Below are 23,263 nucleotides of genomic sequence, written 5' to 3' on the forward strand. Positions count from 1 at the left end.
GTGCGGCGGATGAGCATCGGCGCTCCGGGATCGATATGCAATCTATGTGCGGCAGCGAACCGAACTCGACCGATAACAGGCTTATAACGTTAACAAGTTGCTTACATCTCAGGAGAATCACATGAACATGAATCGTTCGATGCACCAGCTGGGCCGTGCCACGGCACTGACCGCAGCGCTGTTGTTAACCGCCTGCGCCAGCCAGAAGGCACCGGCCACGGCCGACGTCGCGGTGTCGCGCAATGCAGTCGAGAACGCAGTGCAGGCGGGCGCCGCCGAGCTGGCTCCTGCCGAGATCACGGCAGCGCGCGCGAAGATGATGCGCGCCAACGAAGCCCTGGCGTCGAAGGATTACAAGCTGGCGCGCGAACTGGCGATGCAGGCCCAGGCCGATGCACAGCTGGCACAGAGCAAGTCGAATTCGGCCAAGGCCACCGCAGCGTCGAACGCGCTGAACGAAGACCTGCGCGTGCTGCGCCAGGAAGTCGACCGCGCCAACACCCAGTAAGCCACGCTCAAATTAACGCCAAGGCGCCTAACTGGCGCCATGACCGAAGGGGAAGACCATGACACCACGTTTTTTGAAACCGGCAGTCCTTGCCAGCGCCATCCTGCTGGCAGCCTGCAGCACGACGCCGACCACGACGCCGCAGCTGGACCAGGCACGCGCCGATTTCGTCGCCGCCAATAACAACCCGCAGGTGTCGAGCTACGCACCGCTTGAGTTCAAGCAGGCCAGCGACGCGCTCAATGCCGCCAACGCTGCCGCCGCCAAGAAGGAAAGCCTGGAAGACATCGACCGCCTGGCCTATGTCGCCAAGCAGAAGATCGCCACCGCACAGGAAGTGGCGCGCGCCAAGGCCGCCGAAGCGAACATCGCCGATGCATCGCGCCAGCGCAACGAAGTGCGCCTGGAAGCACGCACCGCCGAAGCCGACCGCGCCAAACGCGACGCCGCCGAAGCCCAAGCTGCAGCTGCAGCCGCCCAGCAGCAGGCCGCCATGGCCCAGCAGCAGGCTGCCACCGCTCAGGATCAGACCCGCGCGATGGCCGAACGCACTGCCAAGTTAGAGGCCATGCTGCTCGACCTGAACGCGAAGCAAACCGAGCGTGGCTTGGTCGTCACCATTGGCGACGTGCTGTTTGCCACCAACGAAGCGAACCTGACTCCGAACGGAATGTCGACCCTGCGCAAGCTGGGCGACGTGATGGCGCAGAACCCTGAGCGCACTGTGCTGGTCGAAGGGTTTACCGACAGCACCGGCAGCTCGAGCTACAACCAGGACCTGTCGCAGCGCCGCGCGAATGCGGTCGCCACGGCAATGGGCAGCATGGGCGTTGCGCGCGAGCGCGTCGCGATGAAGGCCTATGGCGAAGCCTTCCCGGTCGCCGGTAACGACACGGCAACCAACCGCCAGCTGAACCGCCGCGTCGAAGTCGTGCTGTCGAACGGCAACGCACCAATTGCGCCGCGCTCGGCCACCCGTTAATTTACTGATGCATTTTTAAGGAAACGTCATGGAACAGAGCAAGACGCCCCTGGGGCATGGCTTCGACATCGAGGCGATCCGGCGCGCAGCAGCCAACCTCGACGACGGCGCCGTCACCGCGGGCTACGCGGCTGACCGCGAAGCGGTCATCGCCATGCTGAACGACGCGCTCGCCACCGAATTGCTGTGCGTGCTGCGCTATAAGCGCCACTACTACACCGTCAGCGGCCCCAACAACGGCGCCCTGAAGGCCGAGTTCCTCGAACATGCCCAGCAAGAACAGGAGCACGCCGACCGCATCGCCGAGCGCATCGCGCAGCTGAATGGCTCGCCGAATTTCAATCCGGCCACGCTGACGGCACGCAGCCATGCCGAGTACGACGATTCGGAAGACACCCAGGCAATGGTGCGTGCCGACCTGATCGCCGAGCGCGTCGCGATCGAATCCTACCGCCAGATGATCCTGGCGATCGGCGACAAGGATCCGACCACGAAGCAGATGCTGATCGAAATCCTCGCCGTCGAGGAAGAGCACGCCGACGACATGCACGATTTTCTCGTGCCTTGATTTTTTAACACCAACCACACAACCTACAACAGGAGTTCACCATGCTAGACACCACTACCCGCACCGGCAATTCGATCGACACCAACCTGGACAGGGCCAGCGCCGACATGAAGGTCCTGGTCAAGGACGCACAGGCACTGCTCTCCGCCGCTACCTCGCTGACCGGCGAAAAAGCCGACGAAATGCGCAACCGCGGCATGGAGCTGCTGGACCGCGCCATGGGCAAGGCCAGCCAGTATCAAGGTCAAGCAGTCATCAAGAGCAAGGAACTGGCCGAGACCGCCGATGTCTATGTTAAAGACAACCCATGGCGTACCGTCGCTGCCGCAGCAAGTGTCGGCCTGCTGGTCGGCATCTTCCTGGGCCGTAAATAATTTTCGCCGGAGATAAGGCCATGGAAAAGACCGAAACCGTCGTGCATGGTCCCGGACTCATCGGCGGCATCTCCGGCCTGGCGAAAAACCTGTTCGGCCTCGTCGTGTCCCGCTTGGAATTAGCGGCCCTCGAGATGTCGGAAGTGCGTAACCACGCGATCGAACTGCTGGCGATCTTCGCCGGCGCCGTTCTCGCCGTGTGGTTCGCACTGGCCTACGGCACCGCGACTATCGTGATGCTGGCCTGGGACAGCTGGGGCTGGAAGATCCTGCTGGTGATGTTCCTGGTGTTTCTGGCGATCACGGCCGCTCTCGTGATGAAGGGACTGGCTTTGCTCAAGCAGGGTAAGCTCGCCTTCCCGGAAACGATGAAAGAACTCCGGAACGACCGCGACGCGCTGCTTTAAGCGGCCACCTACAGGGGAGGGAACATGGAAAAACACGACCACAAGCATCACCAGGACGAACCGACCGGACTGGCTGGCCACAAGCACAGCACGGACCCGGTCAAGCGCAAGGCCGAGTTGCTGCGCGAGGGCGAGTTCTATCGCGCCGGCATCACCTACGCCAAGGCACAGGTAAAGCACGGCGCGCGGCCCGAAGTCATGTTACATTCTGCTCTGGACCAGGCCACGTGGGCATTGCGGGCCCGGGCTGATGCTCTGCTGAAACCTACGGGCACGAGCATCGCGGTACTGATGCCTTACGCGCTGACCGCATTCAATTTCGTCCGCCAGCGCCGGCTGGTCAAGCCAGCCCTGGCTGGTGCCGCACTGATCGGCGTGGCCAGCTGGTACATGAAGAAACGGCGCGCACAACGCGCGCTCTGAAGCAAACCGGATGGCGGCCGCGGCTGCCATCGAGCAGGGTTCCGGCACCGGGCCTGATGGGCAAGGAATATGGTGGGGCTTGAGCGGCGTCGCAATCATTGATTGGACGCCGTCTTTTTTTGTCTGCCGCCGTGTTAACGGGTCCGGGTTCCTGGCTGCACGCCGGCCTCCGCACGCGCCGCGGCCATTTCTTCTTTCCACGTATCCTGCGCTGCTTTCAGGCAGCCCGGGCGCTCCGTCGCGGGACCTTGGCGGCAGGCGTTCTTCGCTTCAGCAAGCGCCGCGCTGATTTCTTTCTGACGTGAATGAGAGCGCTGCTGGACTGTCACATCCTCGCGATGCCAGCGTGCCGGGTCGCCCGCTGCGATTTCATTCGTCTGTTTGCTCGCCGCGGCAGGCGCCACCATCGCGTCGTTGCTGTTTTGCGCGGCAGCCAAGGCGCTGGCCGCCAATAGCAGGGCCGCGCTGAACACATGTTTTACATCGCTATGCACCTTCATCTTTACCTCCACGAAATGAAACGGGCCGGCAATGCCGGCCCGATGCTGCGTCAGGTGATGTCGTCGGCGCGGCAGGCTCTGCATGGCCGCATCCGGCGCGGGGCCCGAGACGCCATGTGCAGGTCAGCCGAGGCTGCGCCTTTCATACCGATCAGTAGCGGTAGACGCGGCCGTCGACCATGCGCACGCGGTTGCCCACGCGCAGGTCGTAAACGCTGTCCTGGACCACGGTGCGGTATTCGCCGTTATCCATGCGCACGTTGACCTGGTACATCTCCTGGCCGCCCGTGGCATTGCGGTTCTTTTCGACGTTATTGCCGATCAAGGCGCCGCCGACGCCACCGGCGACGGTTGCGGCGGTACGGCCGCTGCCGCTGCCGACCTGGTTGCCGGCCAATGCGCCAACCAGGGCGCCGACCACCGCGCCACCACCACTGGTGCGGTTCTCGGCCTGAGTGACCTGGATCGACTCGATGGTGCCGTAGCCCATCGCGGCGGCGTTGTTATAGCCGCTGTTGTAGCCATTGTTGTTCATGGGCGAGCTGGCGCAGCCCGAGAGCAGGGCGACGGCGGCAACGGCTGCGGCGACGAGAGTGCGTGGTGCTTTCATATTCTTCTCCTGGCAATAAGTGTGAGTCAAGAATAAGAGCGTCCAGAAGCCGGGTCTGTGCGATGCCGCACCCTGAATTGCCGAAGCAACATTATCGATCCGACATATCCTGTTGTGTTCGACAGCGTACAGAGAGAGCCCCGCAATCAGCGTAAAACATCACCAAGGTCAAGCCACACGGAGAACAAGAACATGACAAGCAAGCTGAAAAATGTCCACACACTGATGATCGTCGGCGCCGCCCTGATGTGGTCGGCCCAGGCCCGCGCCCAACCTGTGACGCAGCCTGTGGTACAGGCAATTCCGGTGCCTGACGCCAAGACCGCATACAACACGGCGCGCGACATGGCCGCCGCCAATTACAAGGTGGCGCGCGCCCGCTGCGACGCCGTCACCGGCAACCCGCGCGATGTCTGCATCGCCGAAGTGAAAGCCGAACGCGTGCGGGTCGAGGAAGAGGCAGGCGCCGCCTACAAGAACACCCTGAAATCCTATACCCAGGCGCGCATGCGCATCGCCGACGCGAATTACGACCGCGACAAGGCGCGCTGCGGCGCGGTAACGGGCAATCCCCGCGATGTGTGCATCAAGCAGGCCAAGGCGACTTTAATCTCCGCCCAGGCCGATGCCACGGCGGATCGCAAGATGATCGAAGCGCGCAGCAATGCGCGTGAAGACAAACTGTCGGCGGAATACCGCGTCGCACTCGAGAAGTGCGACGCGTTTGCCGGCGCGGCGAAAGACCAGTGCGTCGACGCCGCAAAAACCGCGTACGGCAAATAACGTACCGGATTCGCTCACAAGAGCAATATTTACTTTGACCAACCCCAGAAAGGGATCCATCATGAAAATCACCCAACGTCTCGCCACCGCCATCTTTACCGGCGCACTCGCCTTCACCATGGTAGGCTGCGCTTCGGGCCCACAGAAGGAAAGCACTGGCGAATACGTCGACGACAGCATCATCACCGCCAAGGTGAAGGCTGCTTTCGCTGCTGACCCAACCGTCAAGGCAACCGAGATCAACGTCGAAACCTTCAAGGGTGACGTTCAGCTGTCGGGCTTTGTGGCTCAGCCTGCAGATGCACAGCGCGCTGTGACAGTCGCACGTGGCATCAAGGGCGTAACGTCGGTCAAGAATGACATCCGCGTGAAATAATCCCGCCGCTGGGCGGCGGTCCGGCAACTTTTATTTGGCAAACACATGCATCTCGCCAGTCCTGGCTCGGCTCTCGCCGATCCGAACAATTCCGCCGCCCCTGAGGCACCGCCGCTCGTTACGCACGAGACGGCGGACATCGCCCAGTCGGAGCTTGTCTCCGGCGCGGGCGATATCACCCTGCACTCCGGCGCCCTGCGTCTTCCCATCCACGTCAATGCCCGCGGACTTTCGCTTGGCATCCTGGCGACCGTCGCCTTCGTGTTTGCACTCCAGTGGGCGCAAAAATTTTTCGTGCCGCTCCTGCTCGGCATCTTCATCGCCTACACGCTCAGTCCGGTCGTGCGCTGGCTCGAACGCATCCACATCAAGCGCGTCATCGGTGCGACCCTGGTGACCGCCATCCTGATCGGCGGACTCGGTGCCACTATGTACCGCTTGCAAGACGAATTCTTCAACATCATCGACGAACTGCCTACGCTCACCCAGAAGGTCACCAGGCTGATGGCCAGTGCGGCAACCGGCCAGGGCTCGACCTTCCAGCAGATGCAGAAAGCCGCCGCCGAGATCGAAAAGGCCACCGCAAGCGTCGGCCAGAACAAGGATGCGCGCCTGATCCAGCGCCGCCCCACGCTGTCGCAGCCGGCCTCGCCCGCGTTTCGCATTACGGACTGGCTGCTGGCCGGTTCGGTCGGTCTCGCCGCCTTCCTCACCCAGGCCACGATGGTGCTGTTCCTCGTGTTTTTCCTGTTGCTGGCAGGCGACACTTTCAAGCGCAAGCTGGTCAAGCTCACCGGTCCGTCCCTGACGCGCAAAAAAGTCACGGTCCACATCCTGGACGACATCAACACCTCGATCCAGAACTACATGTTCATGCTGCTGGTCACGAACATCCTGCTGGCGCTGCTGATGTGGGTGACGCTGCGCACGATCGGCCTGAACAACGCCGGCGCCTGGGCGATCTTCGCCGGCGTGGCGCACGTCATGCCGTATTTCGGTCCCCTCCTGATCACCACCGCAACCGGCCTGGTCGCATTCATGCAATTCGAATCGCTGCGCATGGTGATTCTGGTCGCCGGCGCCTCGATGGGCATCGCCACCCTGGTCGGCATGGTCGTCACTACCTGGATGACGGGCAAGATCGCCAAGATGAACCCGGCCGCCGTGTTCGTCAGCCTGCTGTTCTGGGGCTGGCTCTGGGGTATGTGGGGCTTGCTGCTTGGCGTGCCGGTGGTCGTGATCCTCAAGACGGTTGCCGAGCGGGTCGAGGGAATGGAAGTGATCGCGGAGTTGTTGGGCGAGTAATTGAAAAACGGCGCGGATCCTGTCGGACTCCGCGCCGTTCTGCATTCGGTCAACGTTCAACTCACGCCATCCGCTTGACGTCCTTCGCCCCCGTTACCTCTGCCGGCTTGTGCCGCAAGCTTCCCAGCTGCAGCGCATACTGGCGGGCGAATTCGGCGCCAAGGAAGAAGATCTGGGCCGAATAATATACCCACAGTAGCAGGGCGATCAGCGAACCGGCCGCGCCGAAGCTGCTGGCCGCGCCGCTGTTGCCTATGTACAGGCCGATCAGGAATTTACCCAAGGTAAACATGGCCGCGGTCCCCAGCGCCCCGATCCCGACGTCATGCCAGGAAAGCTTGATCCGCGGCAGCAACTTGTAGATCACGCCGAACAGCGTCGCAATCACCAGGAAACTGATGCACGACGAAATCCAGCCCAGGATCACGGCGGAATCTTTCCACATGCCGCCGAAGTAGTTCTCGACGACTGCCATCGCCGCAGTGACAACCAGCGACACCATCAGCAGGAAGCCCAGCACGAGAATCAAGCCAAACGACAGCACGCGCGTGCGCAGGATGTCCCACCAGCCGGCATCCTTCGGCGCCGGCACGCCCCAGATTTCGTCCAGGCTATCCTTCAGCTCGGCAAACACGCTGGTGGCGCCGACAAGCAGCAGCACAGTCGCGATGATCGTTGCGATCTTGCCGGTTTCCTTGTCTTGCGCGCCGGCCAGCACCGCCTGGATCGTCTCGGCGCCTTCCTTGCCCACCAGGCCCCGTAACTCGTTGAGCAGCTGGCCCTGCGCCGCTTCCGCACCGTAAAAGAAACCGGCGACGGCAATCACCAGCACCAGGATCGGCGCCAGCGAGAACAGCGTATAGAAGGCGAGGGCCGCACCCTTGCTGGCCGCACGGTGTGCCAGCCATTCCATCACGGCGCACTTCAGGATGTGGACGATCTGGCGCGAATAAGGAAACCACTGTTTTTTGTCCATACGGATTCTCCGAAAAAGAAAAGGGGCACCAGGCCCTGTCGATTCCGCGTTGTTTAAACACGGGCTTGACAGAGCGAAGTACCCCTCAGGCCGCATCTCAGCACTCGCCCATGACGGGCAGAGTGATGGATGAGATCTTGATTACTGAACGCGCTTTTCGATCGTGATCTGCTCGACTTCAACGCGACGGTTTGGCTCCAGGCACTTGATCAGAGCGGTACGGTTCTTCTCGGTGCAGGTCACGACCGGGTTGGCCTCGCCCTTGCCGTAGGCCTTCAGACGCGAACCATCGACACCCTTGCCGACCAGGTATTCACGCACAGCGTCAGCACGGCGCTGCGACAGCGCCAGGTTGTATTTGTCCGAACCCAGACGGTCGGCGTAGCCGGTAACGTCGACGTCGGTGATGCTGGTGTCGGCGGCCAGGGCAGCAGCGATCTCGTCCAGCTTAGGCTGTGGCATGCTCAGGGCAGCGCTGTTGAACGTGAACAGTTCGGTGGTCGACAGGGTGACCTTTTCGAAGCGTGCTGGCGGAGCGACCGGTGCCGGTGCTGGTGCAGGCATTGGCGCTTCTGCCATTGGTGCCGGTGCCATCGCTGGCGCAGCTGCCACTGGAGGCGGGTTGAACGCGTAGTTCAGGCCGATCGTCAGGTACTTGTTGTTGCTGCGGGTGAAGCCATACAGCTCGTCATGACGCAGGAAGCCGCGCACCGAACGCACGTCCGCTTGCAGCGACAGCTGTGGAGTCAGGGTAGCCTGGACGCCGATACCAGCGGTCAGGTATGGCGAGTTCTTGCTCACGCGGCGGATCGAGTTTTCGACCTTGTCACGCTCGACACCGGCGCCGAACAGCACGAACGGACGGATGTTCGAACGCGACAGCATCAGCAGCGCATCGGCGCCGACGACGGTCTGGCGGTAACGTGCAGAACCATCTTCAGCGCGGACGTGGGTGGCGCCGATCTGGACATCCAGGTTCTGGTTGATGGCTTTACCAAACTTCAGGCCACCGCCCCAGTCGCGTTCGTTCACGCCGAAGTCTGCGTCAGGCTTCATGCCGACGACGCTAGGCTGGATATACCAGGACGGGTTGATTTCTTGGGCCAGCGTGGTGCCAGTGGCGCAGAGCATGGCGACAGCCAGAGCGATCTTCTTCGTATTGTTCACAGGAAACTCCCATTAGTTGAAAAGGTATGGTGACATCGCGTGCTTGAGACAGTGATGTTGGACTGGAGAATACGAGGACGAGTTCCAGAGGGTCGGTGCGCTAGCGCACTTACCCATACTGCGGAGTGGTAGATTTACAACGAAGTGACGGCGAAAGCGCATTTCCCTCCTATAGAGCCGGAGAAATAATGTAATTTCTACAATCAATTGTTTGAGAAAAAAATATCAGGCAAAGCGTTGTGTTTTTGCGACAATTGCGTGGTTTGCAAGTCGCGTCTGATTTTCCGTAAAGACAGGCTTATCGGAATGCTCTGAGGAATTTTGCCAATGTTGGATGGCGCACAGACCGGCCGGGCTGACGCAGGCAACCTTGAGGTCAGTTAAGCGGAACCCGAGGTGTTGTCAGAGTGTCAGACCACACACAGCGACCCGGACCTCCCAGTCTCTCTCTTTATTGGAGTAAACCAACATGCATGCAACGACTCATCACAACGCGGTGCAAAGCGACATCGGCGCAGTGCACACCTCCAGCAATTCAGCGCTGATCGAACGCGTCCCGCCGCAGCCAACCGAACGCGCGCCCATCTCGCTGGCGCCGATCGAGCGCGTGCGGTCGACCTCTGCCACGCAGCGTCGGATCGAAAACATGCAAAAGCTGATCAACGAACTGTCGACCCACGAAATGCTGGCCGACGAGATCGCATGGTTCCTGAAGTTCTCGCCATCGGGCGCCCGCAAGTACATCCGCGACCTGCGCGAAGCCGGCGTCATCGAACTGGCCCGCTACATCGAAGGCACCGCCACCTATCTGGGCAAGGCCGTGTACCAGATCTGCCCGGACCAGGAACGCGTGAAAGCCTTCCTGGCCGCGATCTGCCAGCCGAAGCGTGAAGGCGTCGCCCCGCGCAAGGAACGTCCAGGCCTGCGCGAGCAGAGCATGGCCGGCAGCGGCCGCCACTTCCACATCCTGGCGGACGACACCCACTACGCGATCCGCGTGAACCGCAGCCCGGTTACCCGCGATCCGCTGGTCGCCGCACTGTTCGGCCCTGCGCCGAGCCAGCTCGGCAAGTAAGACCTTCTGAAGGAAGGCGCGGCGGTGGAGACCCGACGCGCATTCCTGTAATCGACGATCGCTGTCGTCAAGCATTCGCCGCGCTTTGCGCGGCGTTTGTCGTTTACGTTCTGCCCGGCCGGGTCGCGCTGTTACGACGATCCGGCAACATTGAAAAGCCGGCAACAGGCCCCACTTGCGCTCGAAGGCGATCTCGCCGCATCCCCATTTGCAAAGGAATACCCATGCTGCCCACCGCCGAATCGCTGCAAGGCCAACCCGTACCCGCCGTGACGTTCAAGGCGCGGCGCGAGAACGGGTGGCAAGACCTGACCTCTGACGAACTGTTCAAGGGCAAGACCGTCGTCGTGTTCTCGCTGCCCGGCGCCTACACGCCGACCTGTTCATCGACCCATTTACCGCGCTTTAACGAACTCGCGCCTGTACTGCGCGACAACGGCGTCGACGATATCCTGTGTCTCTCCGTCAATGACGCCTTCGTCATGAACGAGTGGAAGCAGGGCCAGGAAGCGGATGACATCACCTTTGTCCCGGATGGAAATGGCGATTTTGCGCGCGGCATGGGCATGCTGGTCGACAAGCGCCAGCTCGGCTTCGGCATGCGCTCCTGGCGCTATTCGATGCTGGTGCGCGACGGTGTTATCGAAAAGGTCTTCATCGAAGAGGAGGGTGGGGACGATGACGACCCTCTCGCTGTGTCCGACGCCGACACCATGCTGAACCACATCAATCCGGACGCGCGGGCGCCTGAACCGATCGTCGTGTTCTCGCGTCCGGGCTGCCCGTTCTGCGCCCGTGCCAAGGCGGCGCTCTCGGAACGCAGACTGCGCTATACCGATATCTCGCAGGACCAGAGAATCAATACCAGCGTGCTGCGGGCGCTGAGCGGTCGCATGACCTGGCCCCAGGTGTTCATCGGCGGACGCCTGATCGGCGGCGCCGACGAACTGGACGCGCACCTGGGCGGCGCATGAAGGACAACACCTTGGCGGGAGCGGCCTGATGGAAGCCTTGTGGACCGTCTCAGCATTGGTGGCCGCGGGTCTTCTGGCCTGGGCCGTGCCGCGCTGGCGCCTGCGGCGCGCCCTGGCGCGGCCGCTGGCGGTTGCCGAGCTCGAGATCCTCGAGTGTAATGTCGAACAGTACCGGGAGATGGACGCGGCCCAGCGCGCGCGCCTCGAGCGCCTGGTGCGGCGCTTCCTGCATGAAAAAACCTTTGTCGGCTGCGCAGGCCTCGAGATCAGCGAGGAGATGCGCCTGACGATCGCCGGCCAGGCTTGCCTGCTGCTGCTGGGCACGCGGGGCGACTCCGTGTATCCGACCCTGAACGCGGTACTGGTCTACCCGGGCGCCTTCCTGGTACCGCGGCGCCAGGTCGACGCGGCGGGCGTGGTGACCGAGGAGCGCCAGGACTTGCTGGGCGAATCCTGGGACGACGGCCGCGTGATCCTGTCCTGGGACCATGTGCGCCGCGCCGGGATGGAGGAGCCGCCCACGCACAACGTTGTATTGCATGAGTTCGCGCACCAGCTCGACAGCGAATCGGGTGCCACCAACGGTGCGCCCTATCTCGGCAGTCCTGAGCGCTACCGCAGCTGGTCCGAGGTGCTCTCGCGCGATTTCGCGGCCCTGCGCCACGACGCCTGGTTCGGCCGGGAGGGCGTGCTCGACCATTACGGCGCAACCAATCCGGCCGAGTTCTTCGCGGTGGCCACCGAAGCCTTTTTCGAACAGCCGCACCGCCTCGCCGCGCGCCATCCTGCCCTGTACGAGGAATTCCTGAAATACTACCGCGTCGATCCGCGCGCCTGGCAAACGCCTCAGGCGCCAGAACCGGTGTTCGATGGCATGGCTTACGGGCAATGGCAATAGGCTATGAACTGCGTGCGTTTGCGTACAGAATGCGCAGCCCAGCAGGAGCATGCTTCGAGTAACCAACGATAACCATGCAGGAGAAACCGATGTCCATCATTATTGCAGGGCACTTCCAGACCCAGGACGAGGCCGACGCTGCTTCCAGCGCCCTGGCCGAGGCCGGCTTCACGGGAGAGCGCGTCAGCACCTTTTACCTGAGCCAGGCCGGTCAGCACGACATGACGCCGATCGGCGGCGACAACATCGTCTCGCCCGGCGCCAAGGAAACGCCGGCAGGCGTGATCAAGGGCGCCGCCACCGGCGGAGCGCTTGGTGCCGTCGTCGGTGCCGCGACCATCCCCGTGACCGGTCCGCTCGGCCCGATCGTCGGCGGCCTGGTCGGTGCTCACGTCGGCTCGCTGTTCAGCTTTACCAAGATGAAGGAAGCGGGCGAAGGCGAAGAGGGCGGCCGCGCACCGGTCGAGCAGCGCAAGGCCGGGATGCTGGTCGCCGTCGCTTTCGACGAGGCCGGTGACGAGTCGCGCGCCGTGGATGTGATGCGCCGCCTGGGCGCGGTCCAGATCGAACGCGCCCGCGGCAACATCGTGGAGGGCGACTGGGCCGATTTCGATGCATCGGTACCCCCCGAAATCGTCCATTAAGAGCGGCCTCTTGCAGGGCCAAGGCCTTGTAAACCTTGATCCATATCAAAGGCGTTCCGATTCTGACTCCTAGACTTGTCGCTTTCGGCCATCCGGCCGTTCATGACAAGGGGATAACATGGAAAAGAACAAGGTTGCTCTGGTAACAGGTGGGATGGGCGGACTCGGCACGGCACTTTGCCGCCAGCTGGCGGACGCGGGCTTCACGGTGGCGGTAACGTATTCGCCCTCGAATCGCTCGCCCGAGGGCTGGCTCGCAACCCAGCGCGACGAGGGCTACCGCTTTCGCGACTGGCGCCTCGACGTCACCGACGACCGCGCCTGCGCAGCCATGATGGCAGCCCTTTTCAATGAATTCGGACGTATCGATGTGCTGATCAACAATGCCGGCATCACGCGCGACGCCAGCCTGCGCAAGATGACGCTGGACGACTGGCACGACGTGCTGCGCACCAACCTCGACAGCGTGTTCCACATGAGCCGCCAGGCGGTCGGTCCGATGACGGCCCAGCGCTGGGGCCGCATCATCAACATTTCCTCGGTCAATGCGAATGGCGGCGCCTACGGCCAGACCAACTACGCGGCCGCCAAGGCCGGCATGCACGGCTTCACCAAGGCGCTGGCGCTGGAAACGGCGCGCCATGGCGTGACGGTGAACACCGTCTCGCCGGGTTACCTGCGCACGAAGATGGTCGAGGCCGTGCCGCAGGAGATCATGCAAACGAAGATCCTGCCGCAGATTCCGCTCGGCCGCCTGGGCGAACCGGAAGAAGTGGCCTCCCTGATCGCCTATCTGGTGTCGGACGCCGCCGCTTTCATCACGGGCGCCGACATCGCCATCAACGGCGGCCAGCACATGCGCTAGCGTTTTTCGAGGCGCGTCTGGCAGCCGATGCAGAGATGCGCCTCCGGGCGGGCCTCGAGTCGCAAGAACCCGATGCCGTCGCCGCATTCCTCGCACAGGCCATAGCTGCCATCCTCGAATTTCGCGAGCGCACGGCGCAGCACCTGCATCCGGGCCACATGGTGGCCGGCAGCCTCGAGGGCAAGATCGTTCAGCAGGCGCACGGTCGCCTTGTCGGCAGGTGAGGTTTCGACTTCGGAGACGGGCAGGTCACGTGTGCCGTCCGCGCTCTGCGGCGCGTCCGTGCGGCTAAGCGCCGCCAGCTGCGTCTCGAGCGCGGCGCGCAACTGGATCAGCTGGCTTTGATCAAGAACGTTCATGGGGAACCTGCGCGCTTCAGGCACGCGCGGCGGCAAGCCGCGCGCTTGGCCGGAGCCAGGAAAAGCCGTTCATTGCGATCTCCCACATGAACTGGTGTGGGACCAGTGTAGCGCGATGCGGGCCGGAAGAACATGGGCGCACGTGCGCGCTTGCAGACTTCCTTAGGCGGGCTTGACGGGTGCCTTGAGGGTGTCGATGGCCTTCATGTGCGTATGGATCTTGTCGAGCGCGGCGATCACCGAGGCGGCCTGGCCGGTCGCCGCGGCGTCCGCCAGGTGCAGCAGGCCGGCTACCAGGCCCGTGATGTCGCCGATCAGCGCGATCTTGCGGATCTTCTCGGCCGCTGCGGTGGTGAGCGCCACCACGCCCTGCTGCGATTTGCCGAGCGACTTGACGATATAGGTGGCGGCGTCGGCATACAGCCCGTTGGCGCGCTGGCGCAACAGCAGCTCGTCTTCCAGCAGCGCGCGCGCGGTGGCTTGCACATGGGGCGGCACGACGACGCCGTCGTAGGTGCGGATGTCGCGCATGATGCGCTCGTGCAGCCCGTCGGCGCAGGCCGAGAGCTGGTCGGCCAGTTCGACGATCTGCGCCACGCTGGCCAGACCACCCTTGCCGGCCGCTGGCGCATTCGCCGCTGTCGCCGCTAATGTGCCGGCAGCGCCGCCATCCACCTTGATGGCAACGGCGGCGTTGGCAGGATGCGCCCCCTGCGTGATGCCTTCGGTGACCGCGCCGGCTACCGCGCCGGCGAATGCGTCGATTGCCAGATCGGTTGTGTCGCCTTTCGGTTTCGTTTCGTTTGCCATAGTGACTCCCTGAAGATCATTCGCTCACGAGGCCGTCGCGGATCATCCGCAGGTCGCGTCCGTAATTGCCGAGCATGCGCTTGACGTCTTCCTGCGTCAGCTTGTGCAGGTTTTCGCGCAGTTTCTGGTGCCCGAGCGCCACCTTGGTCAATCCCTGCAAGGCCAGGTCGTAGCGGCGGTCGATGAGCTTGTACTCGCTCGCCTTGTTCAGGTAATGCACCTTGGCCAGCGTGACCAGCATGCGTTCGTTATTACCCTTGGTGAAAGGCAGTTCGACGTCGAAGATGCCGAGCACGGTCTTCTTTTCATTCTCATTGGTCTTGTAGTAGAGGCGGGTGAGCGAGATCATCGCCTCTAACAGGGTCTGAACGTCGGCGTCGCCGTCGCGCACCATGGTGTCGACGCTGCGGTTCTGGTAGCCGGAGGCGATCGCACGTGTCAGCAGGCGCGTCAATCCCGTGTAGGCGGCGACATGACGCTGCTGCAGGCCCGATTCGGTATTCGCCTTCAAGCCGTTGCCGAGGTCGTCGATGCGTTCGGTCAGGTCGTAGCGCGTATCTCCAGCCAACAGACTCAAGGTCTGCATATAGAGCACGAGGGCCTTTTGCACGCTGACGAAGTCTTCGTACACGGCACGCCGCTTGGCGTCGTTTTCGCGCGCCAGTTTGTCGCTCGAGGCGGGCAGATACGGCTGTTCGCGCTCATACGTGTCGCGGTAGCGGCGCGAGAGTTCACCATAGCCGCCGAGCTTGGCTGAGGCGTCGGCGAATTCGCGCACTTCCACCAGGCTGACCGGACCGCCGCTGGATGCGCAGCCGCCCAGTACCAGATTGACGGTCAGCAGGCAGGTGGTGAGGGCAAAGCGAACTGTTCTCATCGGGTCCTCTCGAGCCGGCGAAGATGCCGGACGGAAAGACCCTATTTTGGCAAACGCCGCGCACAGCGGCGTTGCATTGGATCAACTCAGGCGACCTTGGCGCGGTCGAAGTGCGGGTTTTCGATGATGCCGAACAGGTTGCCGTAGGGGTCGCGCACGGTCGCCACGCGAATGCCGTCGCCCACGTCCGCCAACGGCGACTCGACGCTGGCGCCGAGCGACTCCAGCCGCGCCAGTTCGGCTGCCGCATCCTGCGTGCCCCAGTAGGCGGTCGCGCCGGTACTGCCGGGCACGCCGTCGGGAATCAGGCCGAGTTCAAAGCCGCCGACCTCGAAGCCGACATAGAAGGGCTGGTCGAAATAGGGTTCCTTCTCGAGCACGCGGCGGTACCACTGTGTCGCTTCAAGCAGTTGCGTGACCGGATAGATGACGGTGCGCAGTCCCTGGATCATGATGTTCGCTCCTTATTAATAAGGAGACAATGGTGCCGCAGCCGGTCAGGCTTGTCTAGCTATGTACTGCCAGGGCAGGGGAGTGTGCCCCGCGCCAGCCGAGGCCCTCGAGGGTGCCGGCGGCGGGCGTGTACTCGCAGCCGATCCAGCCGTCATAGCCGAGCTCGTCGAGCACGCGGAACAGGTAAGGGAAATTGATTTCGCCGGTGCCTGGTTCATGCCGGCCCGGCACATCGGCCAGTTGGATATGGCGAATCAGGGGCAGCAGTTCGCGCATGGTATTAGTTAGGTCACCCTCCATGCGCTGCGCGTGATAGATGTCGAACTGCAGGAACAGGTTATCGACGGCGCATTCACGGATCACGGCCGCGGCCTGGCGCGAACCGGTCAGGAAATAGCCCGGCACGTCGCGGTCGTTGATCGGCTCGATCAGGAGGTCGAGCCCTTGTTCTTTCAGCGCGGCGGCGGCGTAGCGCAGGTTGGCGATATAGGTGGCGTGGGCGCGCTCGCGCGGCACATTCGGCGGCAGGATGCCGGCCATGCAGTGCAATTGTTTCACCCCCAGTTCGTCGGCGTAGTCGAGGGCCAGCGCGACGCTGTCGCGGAACTCGGCGATGCGGCGTGGGTCGCAAGCCATGCCGCGGTCGCCTCCCGGCCAGTCGCCCGCCGGGAAATTGTGCAGCACGAGTTCGAGTTGGTAGCGGGACAGGCGGCCGGCGATCCAGTCAGGTTCGCAGGCATACGGGAACTGGAATTCGACGGCCTCGAATCCGGCCTCGCGCGCCGCGGCAAAGCGGTCGAGAAAGCTGAGCTCGGTGAACATCGTGCTCAGGTTGGCGGCGAATTTGGGCATGTCGGTCTCGAATGTTGTCAGCCCGTTATCGTAGCACTGCGCCGCCAAGTACGCAGGCGATGTCCAATCGTGCGGCGAACGCACGCCCGTACGAGAACGCAAAAAAAAACAGCCCGGATAGTCCGGGCTGTTTTGATTTGAATCTGAATCTGATTCGCGAACCGCTTAGCGGCCGCGGCCACCCGTACGAGGTGCAGCCGCCGAACGCGGACCACGGCTGGCATCGCCGCCACGGTTACCGCCACCGCCACCGCCGCCAGCCGCAGCCGGACGGCCACCGCCGTTGCCGGCCGGACGTGCACCGCCACCGGCGGCCGCACTGCGCGGCTGGCCCTGGCCACGGCCTGCGCCGCCGCCACCGCCAGGTGCACGGCTACGGCCGCCATGGCCTGGCGCGCCGCTGCGCAGCTGGATCGGCTGGGCCTTGGCGTTCAGGTCGGGCTCGAAGCCCGGGATCACTTGACGCGGCAGCGTCTGCTTGATCAGCTTCTCGATATCTTTCAGCATGTCGTGCTCGTCGACACAGACCAGCGACACGGCTTCGCCGGTGGCGCCGGCGCGGCCGGTACGGCCGATACGGTGCACATAGTCTTCCGGCACGTTCGGCAGGTCATAGTTGACCACGTGCGGCAGCTGGTCGATATCGATGCCGCGCGCGGCGATATCGGTCGCGACCAGCACCTGCAGGGCGCCGTCCTTGAACTCCGACAGCGCCTTGGTACGCGCGGTCTGGCTCTTGTTGCCGTGGATCGCCATTGCGCCGATGCCGTCCTTGCCGAGCTGCTCGACCAGCTTGTTCGCGCCGTGCTTGGTACGGGTGAACACCAGCACCTGGCTCCAGTCGTTTTCCTTGATCAGGTGCGACAGCATCGGATGCTTCTTGTCGCGGTCGACCGGGTGGATCTTTTGCGAAATAACTTCGACAGTCGAATTGCGGCGTGCGACTTCGATCGAGGCCGGGTTGTTCAGCAGCTTGTCGGCCAGGGCCTTGATCTCGTCCGAGAAAGTGGCCGAGAACAGCAGGTTCTGGCGCTTCGCCGGCAGCACTGCCAGCACTTTCTTGATGTCGTGGATGAAGCCCATGTCGAGCATGCGGTCGGCTTCGTCCAGGATCAGGATTTCGACTTTCGACAGGTCGACGGTGCGCTGGCCGACGTGGTCGAGCAAACGGCCAGGGGTGGCGACGAGGACGTCGACGCCTTGCTTCAACAGCTTGATCTGCGGGTTGATGCCGACACCGCCGAAGATCACGGCCGAGTTCATGTTCGTGTACTTGCCGTACAGGCGCACGCTTTCCTCGACCTGGGCTGCGAGTTCGCGGGTCGGGGTCAGGACCAGGGCGCGGATGCGGCGCGGCGAGTTCTTGCTCGTCAAGGCCGCGCCAACAGCGTCGGTCGACAGGCGCTGCAGCAGCGGAAGGGTAAAGCCGGCGGTCTTGCCGGTGCCGGTCTGGGCGCCGGCGAGCAGGTCACCGCCGCCGAGCACGGCGGGAATCGCCTGTGCCTGGATTGGGGTGGGGACGGTGTAACCTTGTTCGGTGACAGCACGAACGATAGCGTCGGACAAGCCGAGGGTAGCAAATGACATGGATCTCTTCTGGTGAGGTTGATTCCGCCGCGGCGCAAGCGGCGCCAGGATCGGAGGGGATGATAGCAACGGCGTTGCAGCACCGCTAAGCGGTACGCCGGCCCTACAATCATTGTCGGTATTTTGTTGCGCTGGGAAATGCCGGGATGGGCGCCGTGGTGCGCAACGCGCCACGGCAACAAGCTAGACCGCTATTTTACGCTAATTACGCGAAAGGGACCATCAGTGGGACCAACTGTGCGAATACCTTCGGGCCGGCGGCCATGATGTCGCCCTTGTTCAGGTAGGCCGACTCGCCGCTGAACTCGCCGCAAATGCCGCCCGCTTCAGTAACTAACAGCGAACCGGCGGCGATATCCCAGATTTTCAGGCCTTTTTCGAAGTAGGCATCGACGCGGCCGGCGGCCACGTTGGCCAGTTCCAGCGCGGCCGAGCCACTGCTGCGAATGCCATGGCAGCGCGAAGCGACGACTTCATACATGCGCAGGTATTCGGCCAGCGCGCGCGGATCGGTGCCGTGGCCGGAGGCGATCAGGGCCTTGCCGATGCGGTCGTGGTTCTTGACGCGGATGCGCTTGTCGTTCAGGTAGGCGCCGGCGCCCTTGCTGGCAGTGAACAGGTCGTTGCGAACCGGGTCATAGATGACGGCCTGGGTGATCACACCCCTGTGCTGGAGCGCGATCGAGATGCAGAAGTTCGGGTAGCCGTGCAAAAAATTGGTGGTGCCGTCGAGCGGGTCGATAATCCAGACATACTCGCTGTCGTCGTTCAGGTTGCGCGACGGACCCGACTCTTCGGCCAGGATGGCGTGGTCAGGGTAAGCTTTCAACAGCGTCTCGACGATCGCCTGCTCGGACGCCTGGTCGACATCGGTAACGAAATCGTTATGTTGTTTTTCAGAGACCACGATCCGGTCGAGGTCGAAAGACGCGCGGTTGATGACGGTGGCGGCGCGGCGTGCGGCCTTGATGGCCGTATTGAGCATTGGATGCATGTTATCTTTTCCCTGAAAAAACGCTGACGCCCACCGCGCATAGAGCGCCGCGGACGATCGAGTATGAGTTGAATTAAAGAGCAAAGCGGCGCCGAACCCGTTAGAATTCCGGCCCTTGATGCCAGAATTTCAATTGCTCGTCGCCGCGCGATAGCGCTATTTTAAATGAACCCGAACGAAACCGACACGTCTCTTTTTCACCGCCTGCGCTTCGTGCTCGTCGAGACCAGCCGCGCCGGCAATATCGGCTCGGTGGCCCGCGCCATGAAGACCATGGGCTTTACCGAACTCGTGCTCGTCTCGCCGCGCTGCACCGACTTCTTGAATGACCCGGAAGCGGTTGCCTTTGCCAGCGGCGCCCTCGATGTCCTGCAGGGCGCGCGCGTCGTCGGCTCCATGGGCGAAGCTTTGGAAGGCTGCAATTTCGCCGCCGCCGTCTCGGCCAGATTGCGCGAATTCTCGCCGCCGGTGTGGACGCCGCGCGCCTTTGCCGGCCATGCGGCAGGGCAGGGCGAGGTGAGGCCCGCGCTCATCCTCGGCAACGAACGCGTCGGCTTGCCGAACGAGATAGTCGAGAAGTGCAATGTGCTGATCAATATTCCGGCCAATCCCGCCTATTCATCCCTGAATTTATCGCAGGCGGCGCAGGTGCTGGCCTATGAATGCCGGATGGCGGCGATCGGCGATGGCGTGATCGAGACGCCGATCGGGTTCCATGGCGACGCGGCCAGCGTGACCGAGATCGAGGGCATGTATGCGCACCTGGAAGAGGCGCTGGTGTCGATCGGATTCCTGAATGCGGATAACCCGAAGAAGCTGATGCCGCGTTTGAAGCGGCTGTTTTCGCGCGCGCAGCTGGAGACGGAAGAGGTGAATATTCTGCGCGGGATTGCCAGGCAGATTTTGAAGCGGTAGTTGCACGGCAGGTCATAAAAAAAGCCACCGCGGCACGATGCCGCGGTGGCTCTTCCATCGACAGCGGTTTTAGCGCGTGACGGTACGCGTACCAACCACTTCGATGGTCACGCGACGGTTCTTGGCGCGGCCCTCGGCGGTCGCATTCGACGCCAATGGCTGCGATTCGCCTTTGCCTTCGGTGTACAAACGGGCCGGGTCCAGGCCCATGGACACCAGATACGCCTTGACCGCGTCCGCACGGCGCAGCGAGAGCTTGTTGTTGTAGGCGTCGGAGCCCACCGAATCGGTATGGCCGACGGCAATCATCACTTCCGTGTTCATTCCCTGCAGCTTGGCCATCAAGGCGTCGAGGGCAGCTTTGCCTTCAGGCTTGACGATCGCCTTGTCGAAATCGAACAGGGCTTCCGCGGCGAACGATACCTTCTCCGATACCGGCTGTGGCGCAGGCGCCTGGACCGCTGGCGCGGCGACCGGCGCTTCGGTCACGACCACAGGCTGCGGCGCGGCGACAAAGGCACGCGTTGCCGGCCGGCCCAGCTTGTAGACAAGGCTGAGCGAGAGCAGATCGGCCTCGCCGCGATTGCCCACGGCGTCATTGAGGCGATAACGCTCGACTTCGCCGCGCAGGGCGAGTGCCTCGCTCAGCTTGTACTCCAGGCCCAGGCCGACCTTGGCGCCCAGCTTTTTCTCGCGCGGGTTTGGATTGGTGACCGCGGCTAGCCGGTTGCCGGTAAAGCTGGTGCGGGTGTGGGCATATTGCATCCCGGCGCGTCCCAGCAGCGACAGGCGTTGCGTCACCGGCAGTTGCCCGACCAGGTCGAGGTTTGCGCCGCGAAAGCCAGCCTCGCCGCGGAAGTTGCCGTTGCCCGAAGTCGTTGCTGCGAAGCTGAATTTGCCCAGGTCGAAATAGCCGGCTTCCACCGAAAAGTACTGGTTCAGTTGCTTGCCGACGAACAGTTTGAAGCCAAGTTCGCGTTCGTCGGAATCGAAGGCCGTCACGGTGGCGCCGTTTGCCGCCAGGCTGCGCCGGATACGCGGTTCATCGATGGCCGCACGCGACTGGCCGAGCGAACCGCCGACGTACCAGGCGCTGTTGGCCCAGTCCGGGTTGATGAAGGTGTCGCCGGCCGTGTCGGCGGCAAGCGCCGGCTGGGCAAGCATGGCGGCGTACGCGGCAAGCATGGCCAGGTTGAATGTGCAGGTGGTTTTCATGAAAGTCATTCTTATTTGGCGATCTGGTTGTTGCGCAGCGTGACAGCGGCGCCGGACAGCACGCGGCCATTCAGGAGCGTCGTGTTGTCGCCCACGGTGATGGCAGCGGATTGACCCAGAATGCTTCCCTTGAAGACGCTGTTCGCGCCCAGGGTCGTCGGGCCGGTCGGCACCCAGGTGATGTTGTCGGCCGTGGCGCCATTCGTCAGTGCAATGGTCGAGTTGGCAGTCGTGTTCAGGGTCTGTGCGGTACGGAAGATATACACGCCAGGACCGCTCAGGATCAGGGTGCCGGTGACGCTGATGGAGCCGGCGTAGCAATACACACCTGGAGGCAATGCGAGGCCGCCGAGGTCGATGTTGGCGGCGAAGCTGACGTCGCAGCTGCGGCCGTTGGCGTCGGTAATGGCGCTTTGCAAGTCGGCCAGGGCATTGTCCAGGATTGCGCCCGACTTGTAGTTGGTGTACGGCCCCGGTGCCAGCGTCGGATCGGTGGTTTGCGACGGTGAGCCGACGTCACCGCTGATCAGGGTGGTGCCGCCGGAATTGTTGGTCAGCGCGGTGCCGGCCAGGACAGCGAAGCTCGCCGCGCTGCGCAGGTTGACGCTGGCAACTGGTGGGACGACTGGTGGCACGACTGGTGGCACGACCGGCGGGACCACTGGTGGCTCAACTGGTGGGACGACCGGCAGGGCGGTCACGGTCAGGTTGCCGCTGCCCGATTGGCCGCCAAAGGCTGCGCTGATCGTGGTAGTGCCTGGCGTGACGCCGGTGGCGACGCCGGTGTTCGTTACCGTGGCGATGGCGTTCGAGCCGGAGCTCCAGGCAGCGGTGCGGGTGACGATGGCGGTCGAGTTGTCCGAGTAGGTGGCGACGGCGATATACTGCTGTGTGCCTCCCACTGCAACGCCGGCGATTGCCGGCGACACGGCGATGTTCGACACAGTCGCCATGGTCACGGTGGCCTGCGCGTTGGCGCTCTTGCCGCCAAAACTTGCGCTCAGCGCCGAGGTCCCGGAAGCGACGGCCGTCATCAAGCCGCCCGCGCCGACAGTCACCGAGGCCGGGGTGGCCGACAGGAAGGTCGAATTGGCCGTGACATCGACGACGCTGCCGTCGGAATAGGTCGCGGCGGCTGCCAGCTGTTGGGTCGCGCCGATCGGGAAAGTGGTCACTGCCGGCGTCAGCGCCAGCGAGACCAGCGAGGCTGGCAGCACGGTCAAGGTAGCGGTCCCGCTTTTGCCTTCGAATGCCGCAGTGATGATGGTGGTTCCGGCGCGCACGCCGGTGGCCAGTCCGGCAGCGTTGACCGTGCCCACAGCGGTGGTCGCCGAGCTCCACGCTGCGTTGGCACTGACGTCGCGTGCCGAACCGTCGGTATAGGATGCCGTTGCAGTGAACTGCTGCCTGGCGCCCAGGGCAACCGAGGCCGTGGCCGGCGTGACCGCGATGCTGGCGAGCGTAGCGGCTGGAACGCCGAGAATCGGATCGCGGCCTTGATCGCCGCCACCGCAGCCTGCCAGCAGCGATGCCGCCAGCAAACCGGCTGAACAGATCAGCATTTTTGTATATCGTTTTAAATTAATCATGTTAGGGCCCTTAAGGTGACTCACTGTCTTTCCGCATCTATTCGCACAGGTTTATGCGTCGCGGCAGAAATTGCGCAAGCCGCCATATGGCAGTGCTTGCATGCAAACTATAAAGGTTAAATCGCGACACAAAGAATGAAATCTTGCTTGTGAGTACAATTAGTATTTACTTGCATC

Annotated in this window: 28 protein-coding genes; 15 read left to right on the forward strand and 13 right to left on the reverse strand. The window is 63.1% G+C overall.

The genetic code is table 11. The annotated features are described in order from the left end of the window. The first annotated feature begins 127 nt into the window (after positions 1-127). The 6 genes from ACHAC9_RS13700 to ACHAC9_RS13725 are packed head-to-tail and all read left to right on the forward strand — an operon-like array spanning position 128 to position 3,262. On the forward strand, positions 128-508 hold the full coding sequence (locus tag ACHAC9_RS13700; protein ID WP_435760616.1) for a DUF4398 domain-containing protein: 381 nt from the start codon (positions 128-130) through the stop codon (positions 506-508). Between the two features lie 58 nt (positions 509-566). Next, positions 567-1,490 carry an OmpA family protein gene (locus ACHAC9_RS13705; protein WP_435760554.1) on the forward strand — a complete coding sequence of 308 codons (924 nt, stop codon included), beginning with the start codon at positions 567-569 and terminating at the stop codon, positions 1,488-1,490. 28 nt (positions 1,491-1,518) lie between these two features. Further along, positions 1,519-2,058 (forward strand): ferritin-like domain-containing protein, encoded by a 540-nt coding sequence (locus tag ACHAC9_RS13710; protein WP_435760555.1) that lies wholly within the window; start codon positions 1,519-1,521, stop codon positions 2,056-2,058. Positions 2,059-2,099: 41 nt separating this feature from the next. After that, complete coding sequence (locus ACHAC9_RS13715; RefSeq protein ID WP_435760556.1) at positions 2,100-2,432, forward strand: DUF883 family protein; 333 nt, start codon at positions 2,100-2,102, stop codon at positions 2,430-2,432. Between the two features lie 20 nt (positions 2,433-2,452). After that, a complete protein-coding gene (locus tag ACHAC9_RS13720; RefSeq protein WP_435760557.1) occupies positions 2,453-2,839 on the forward strand; it encodes a phage holin family protein in 387 nt (128 codons plus the stop codon). A 24-nt stretch (positions 2,840-2,863) separates the two neighbouring features. Next, complete coding sequence (locus ACHAC9_RS13725; protein WP_435760558.1) at positions 2,864-3,262, forward strand: hypothetical protein; 399 nt, start codon at positions 2,864-2,866, stop codon at positions 3,260-3,262. Positions 3,263-3,396: 134 nt separating this feature from the next. Here the strand turns inward: ACHAC9_RS13725 and ACHAC9_RS13730 are convergent, their stop codons facing one another. Both ACHAC9_RS13730 and ACHAC9_RS13735 read right to left on the reverse strand, forming a co-directional pair. Next, positions 3,397-3,846, reverse strand: a complete 450-nt coding sequence (locus ACHAC9_RS13730) for a hypothetical protein (protein ID WP_435760559.1) — start codon at positions 3,844-3,846, stop codon at positions 3,397-3,399. 67 nt (positions 3,847-3,913) lie between these two features. After that, entirely contained in the window at positions 3,914-4,372 is a 459-nt protein-coding gene (locus tag ACHAC9_RS13735) for a glycine zipper 2TM domain-containing protein (protein ID WP_435760560.1), read from the reverse strand. A gap of 192 nt (positions 4,373-4,564) precedes the next feature. Between ACHAC9_RS13735 and ACHAC9_RS13740 the strand changes: the two genes are divergently transcribed. From ACHAC9_RS13740 to ACHAC9_RS13750, 3 genes are all read left to right on the forward strand, one after another. Then, complete coding sequence (locus tag ACHAC9_RS13740; RefSeq protein WP_435760561.1) at positions 4,565-5,155, forward strand: hypothetical protein; 591 nt, start codon at positions 4,565-4,567, stop codon at positions 5,153-5,155. Positions 5,156-5,216: 61 nt separating this feature from the next. Then, positions 5,217-5,531, forward strand: a complete 315-nt coding sequence (locus tag ACHAC9_RS13745) for a BON domain-containing protein (RefSeq protein WP_435760562.1) — start codon at positions 5,217-5,219, stop codon at positions 5,529-5,531. Between the two features lie 45 nt (positions 5,532-5,576). Further along, entirely contained in the window at positions 5,577-6,836 is a 1,260-nt protein-coding gene (locus tag ACHAC9_RS13750) for an AI-2E family transporter (protein ID WP_435760563.1), read from the forward strand. A gap of 61 nt (positions 6,837-6,897) precedes the next feature. On the opposite strand, the gene ACHAC9_RS13755 is transcribed toward ACHAC9_RS13750, so the two are convergent. Together ACHAC9_RS13755 and ACHAC9_RS13760 are read right to left on the reverse strand one after the other, a co-directional pair. Further along, complete coding sequence (locus ACHAC9_RS13755) at positions 6,898-7,812, reverse strand: YihY/virulence factor BrkB family protein (protein ID WP_435760564.1); 915 nt, start codon at positions 7,810-7,812, stop codon at positions 6,898-6,900. Between the two features lie 141 nt (positions 7,813-7,953). Next, on the reverse strand, positions 7,954-8,979 hold the full coding sequence (locus tag ACHAC9_RS13760; RefSeq protein ID WP_435760565.1) for an OmpA family protein: 1,026 nt from the start codon (positions 8,977-8,979) through the stop codon (positions 7,954-7,956). Positions 8,980-9,448: 469 nt separating this feature from the next. Between ACHAC9_RS13760 and ACHAC9_RS13765 the strand changes: the two genes are divergently transcribed. The 5 genes from ACHAC9_RS13765 to phbB all read left to right on the forward strand — a co-directional run bounded on the left by ACHAC9_RS13765 (position 9,449) and on the right by phbB (position 13,435). Beyond that, the gene (locus ACHAC9_RS13765) at positions 9,449-10,054 is read left to right on the forward strand and encodes a winged helix-turn-helix domain-containing protein (RefSeq protein ID WP_435760566.1); all 606 of its coding nucleotides are present in this window, start codon (positions 9,449-9,451) and stop codon (positions 10,052-10,054) included. 224 nt (positions 10,055-10,278) lie between these two features. After that, a complete protein-coding gene (locus ACHAC9_RS13770; protein WP_435760567.1) occupies positions 10,279-11,028 on the forward strand; it encodes a glutathione peroxidase in 750 nt (249 codons plus the stop codon). 28 nt (positions 11,029-11,056) lie between these two features. After that, entirely contained in the window at positions 11,057-11,926 is an 870-nt protein-coding gene (locus ACHAC9_RS13775) for a zinc-dependent peptidase (protein WP_435760568.1), read from the forward strand. 89 nt (positions 11,927-12,015) lie between these two features. Then, a complete protein-coding gene (locus tag ACHAC9_RS13780; protein ID WP_435760569.1) occupies positions 12,016-12,570 on the forward strand; it encodes a hypothetical protein in 555 nt (184 codons plus the stop codon). Positions 12,571-12,688: 118 nt separating this feature from the next. Then, a complete protein-coding gene (gene phbB / locus ACHAC9_RS13785; RefSeq protein WP_435760570.1) occupies positions 12,689-13,435 on the forward strand; it encodes an acetoacetyl-CoA reductase in 747 nt (248 codons plus the stop codon). Here the strand turns inward: phbB and ACHAC9_RS13790 are convergent. The 7 genes from ACHAC9_RS13790 to ACHAC9_RS13820 all read right to left on the reverse strand — a co-directional run bounded on the left by ACHAC9_RS13790 (position 13,432) and on the right by ACHAC9_RS13820 (position 19,358). Next, complete coding sequence (locus tag ACHAC9_RS13790) at positions 13,432-13,794, reverse strand: TraR/DksA family transcriptional regulator (RefSeq protein ID WP_435760571.1); 363 nt, start codon at positions 13,792-13,794, stop codon at positions 13,432-13,434. The two genes, phbB and ACHAC9_RS13790, sit on opposite strands and share 4 nt — an antisense overlap. Positions 13,795-13,956: 162 nt before the next feature. Further along, the gene (locus tag ACHAC9_RS13795) at positions 13,957-14,604 is read right to left on the reverse strand and encodes a hypothetical protein (protein WP_435760572.1); all 648 of its coding nucleotides are present in this window, start codon (positions 14,602-14,604) and stop codon (positions 13,957-13,959) included. Between the two features lie 16 nt (positions 14,605-14,620). Next, positions 14,621-15,481: a hypothetical protein gene (locus tag ACHAC9_RS13800; protein ID WP_435760573.1), complete on the reverse strand. Its 861-nt coding sequence runs from the start codon at positions 15,479-15,481 to the stop codon at positions 14,621-14,623. 86 nt (positions 15,482-15,567) lie between these two features. Continuing rightward, positions 15,568-15,933 carry a VOC family protein gene (locus tag ACHAC9_RS13805; RefSeq protein WP_435760574.1) on the reverse strand — a complete coding sequence of 122 codons (366 nt, stop codon included), beginning with the start codon at positions 15,931-15,933 and terminating at the stop codon, positions 15,568-15,570. A gap of 55 nt (positions 15,934-15,988) precedes the next feature. After that, positions 15,989-16,786 (reverse strand): hydroxypyruvate isomerase, encoded by a 798-nt coding sequence (gene hyi, locus ACHAC9_RS13810; protein WP_435760575.1) that lies wholly within the window; start codon positions 16,784-16,786, stop codon positions 15,989-15,991. Between the two features lie 165 nt (positions 16,787-16,951). After that, complete coding sequence (locus tag ACHAC9_RS13815) at positions 16,952-18,373, reverse strand: DEAD/DEAH box helicase (protein ID WP_435760576.1); 1,422 nt, start codon at positions 18,371-18,373, stop codon at positions 16,952-16,954. 205 nt (positions 18,374-18,578) lie between these two features. Continuing rightward, positions 18,579-19,358 (reverse strand): inositol monophosphatase family protein, encoded by a 780-nt coding sequence (locus ACHAC9_RS13820; protein ID WP_435760617.1) that lies wholly within the window; start codon positions 19,356-19,358, stop codon positions 18,579-18,581. 174 nt (positions 19,359-19,532) lie between these two features. Here ACHAC9_RS13820 and ACHAC9_RS13825 point away from each other — a divergent pair, with 174 nt between their 5' ends. Then, positions 19,533-20,282: an RNA methyltransferase gene (locus ACHAC9_RS13825; protein WP_435760577.1), complete on the forward strand. Its 750-nt coding sequence runs from the start codon at positions 19,533-19,535 to the stop codon at positions 20,280-20,282. Positions 20,283-20,351: 69 nt separating this feature from the next. Here the strand turns inward: ACHAC9_RS13825 and ACHAC9_RS13830 are convergent, their stop codons facing one another. Further along, positions 20,352-21,497, reverse strand: coding sequence for an OmpA family protein (locus ACHAC9_RS13830; RefSeq protein ID WP_435760578.1), 1,146 nt, complete (start codon positions 21,495-21,497; stop codon positions 20,352-20,354). A gap of 11 nt (positions 21,498-21,508) precedes the next feature. Next, positions 21,509-23,059 carry an ice-binding family protein gene (locus tag ACHAC9_RS13835; RefSeq protein ID WP_435760579.1) on the reverse strand — a complete coding sequence of 517 codons (1,551 nt, stop codon included), beginning with the start codon at positions 23,057-23,059 and terminating at the stop codon, positions 21,509-21,511. Positions 23,060-23,263: the final 204 nt, after the last annotated feature.

Source organism: Massilia sp. CMS3.1 (assembly GCF_051262535.1).
In the GTDB taxonomy this organism is placed as follows: domain Bacteria; phylum Pseudomonadota; class Gammaproteobacteria; order Burkholderiales; family Burkholderiaceae_D; genus Telluria.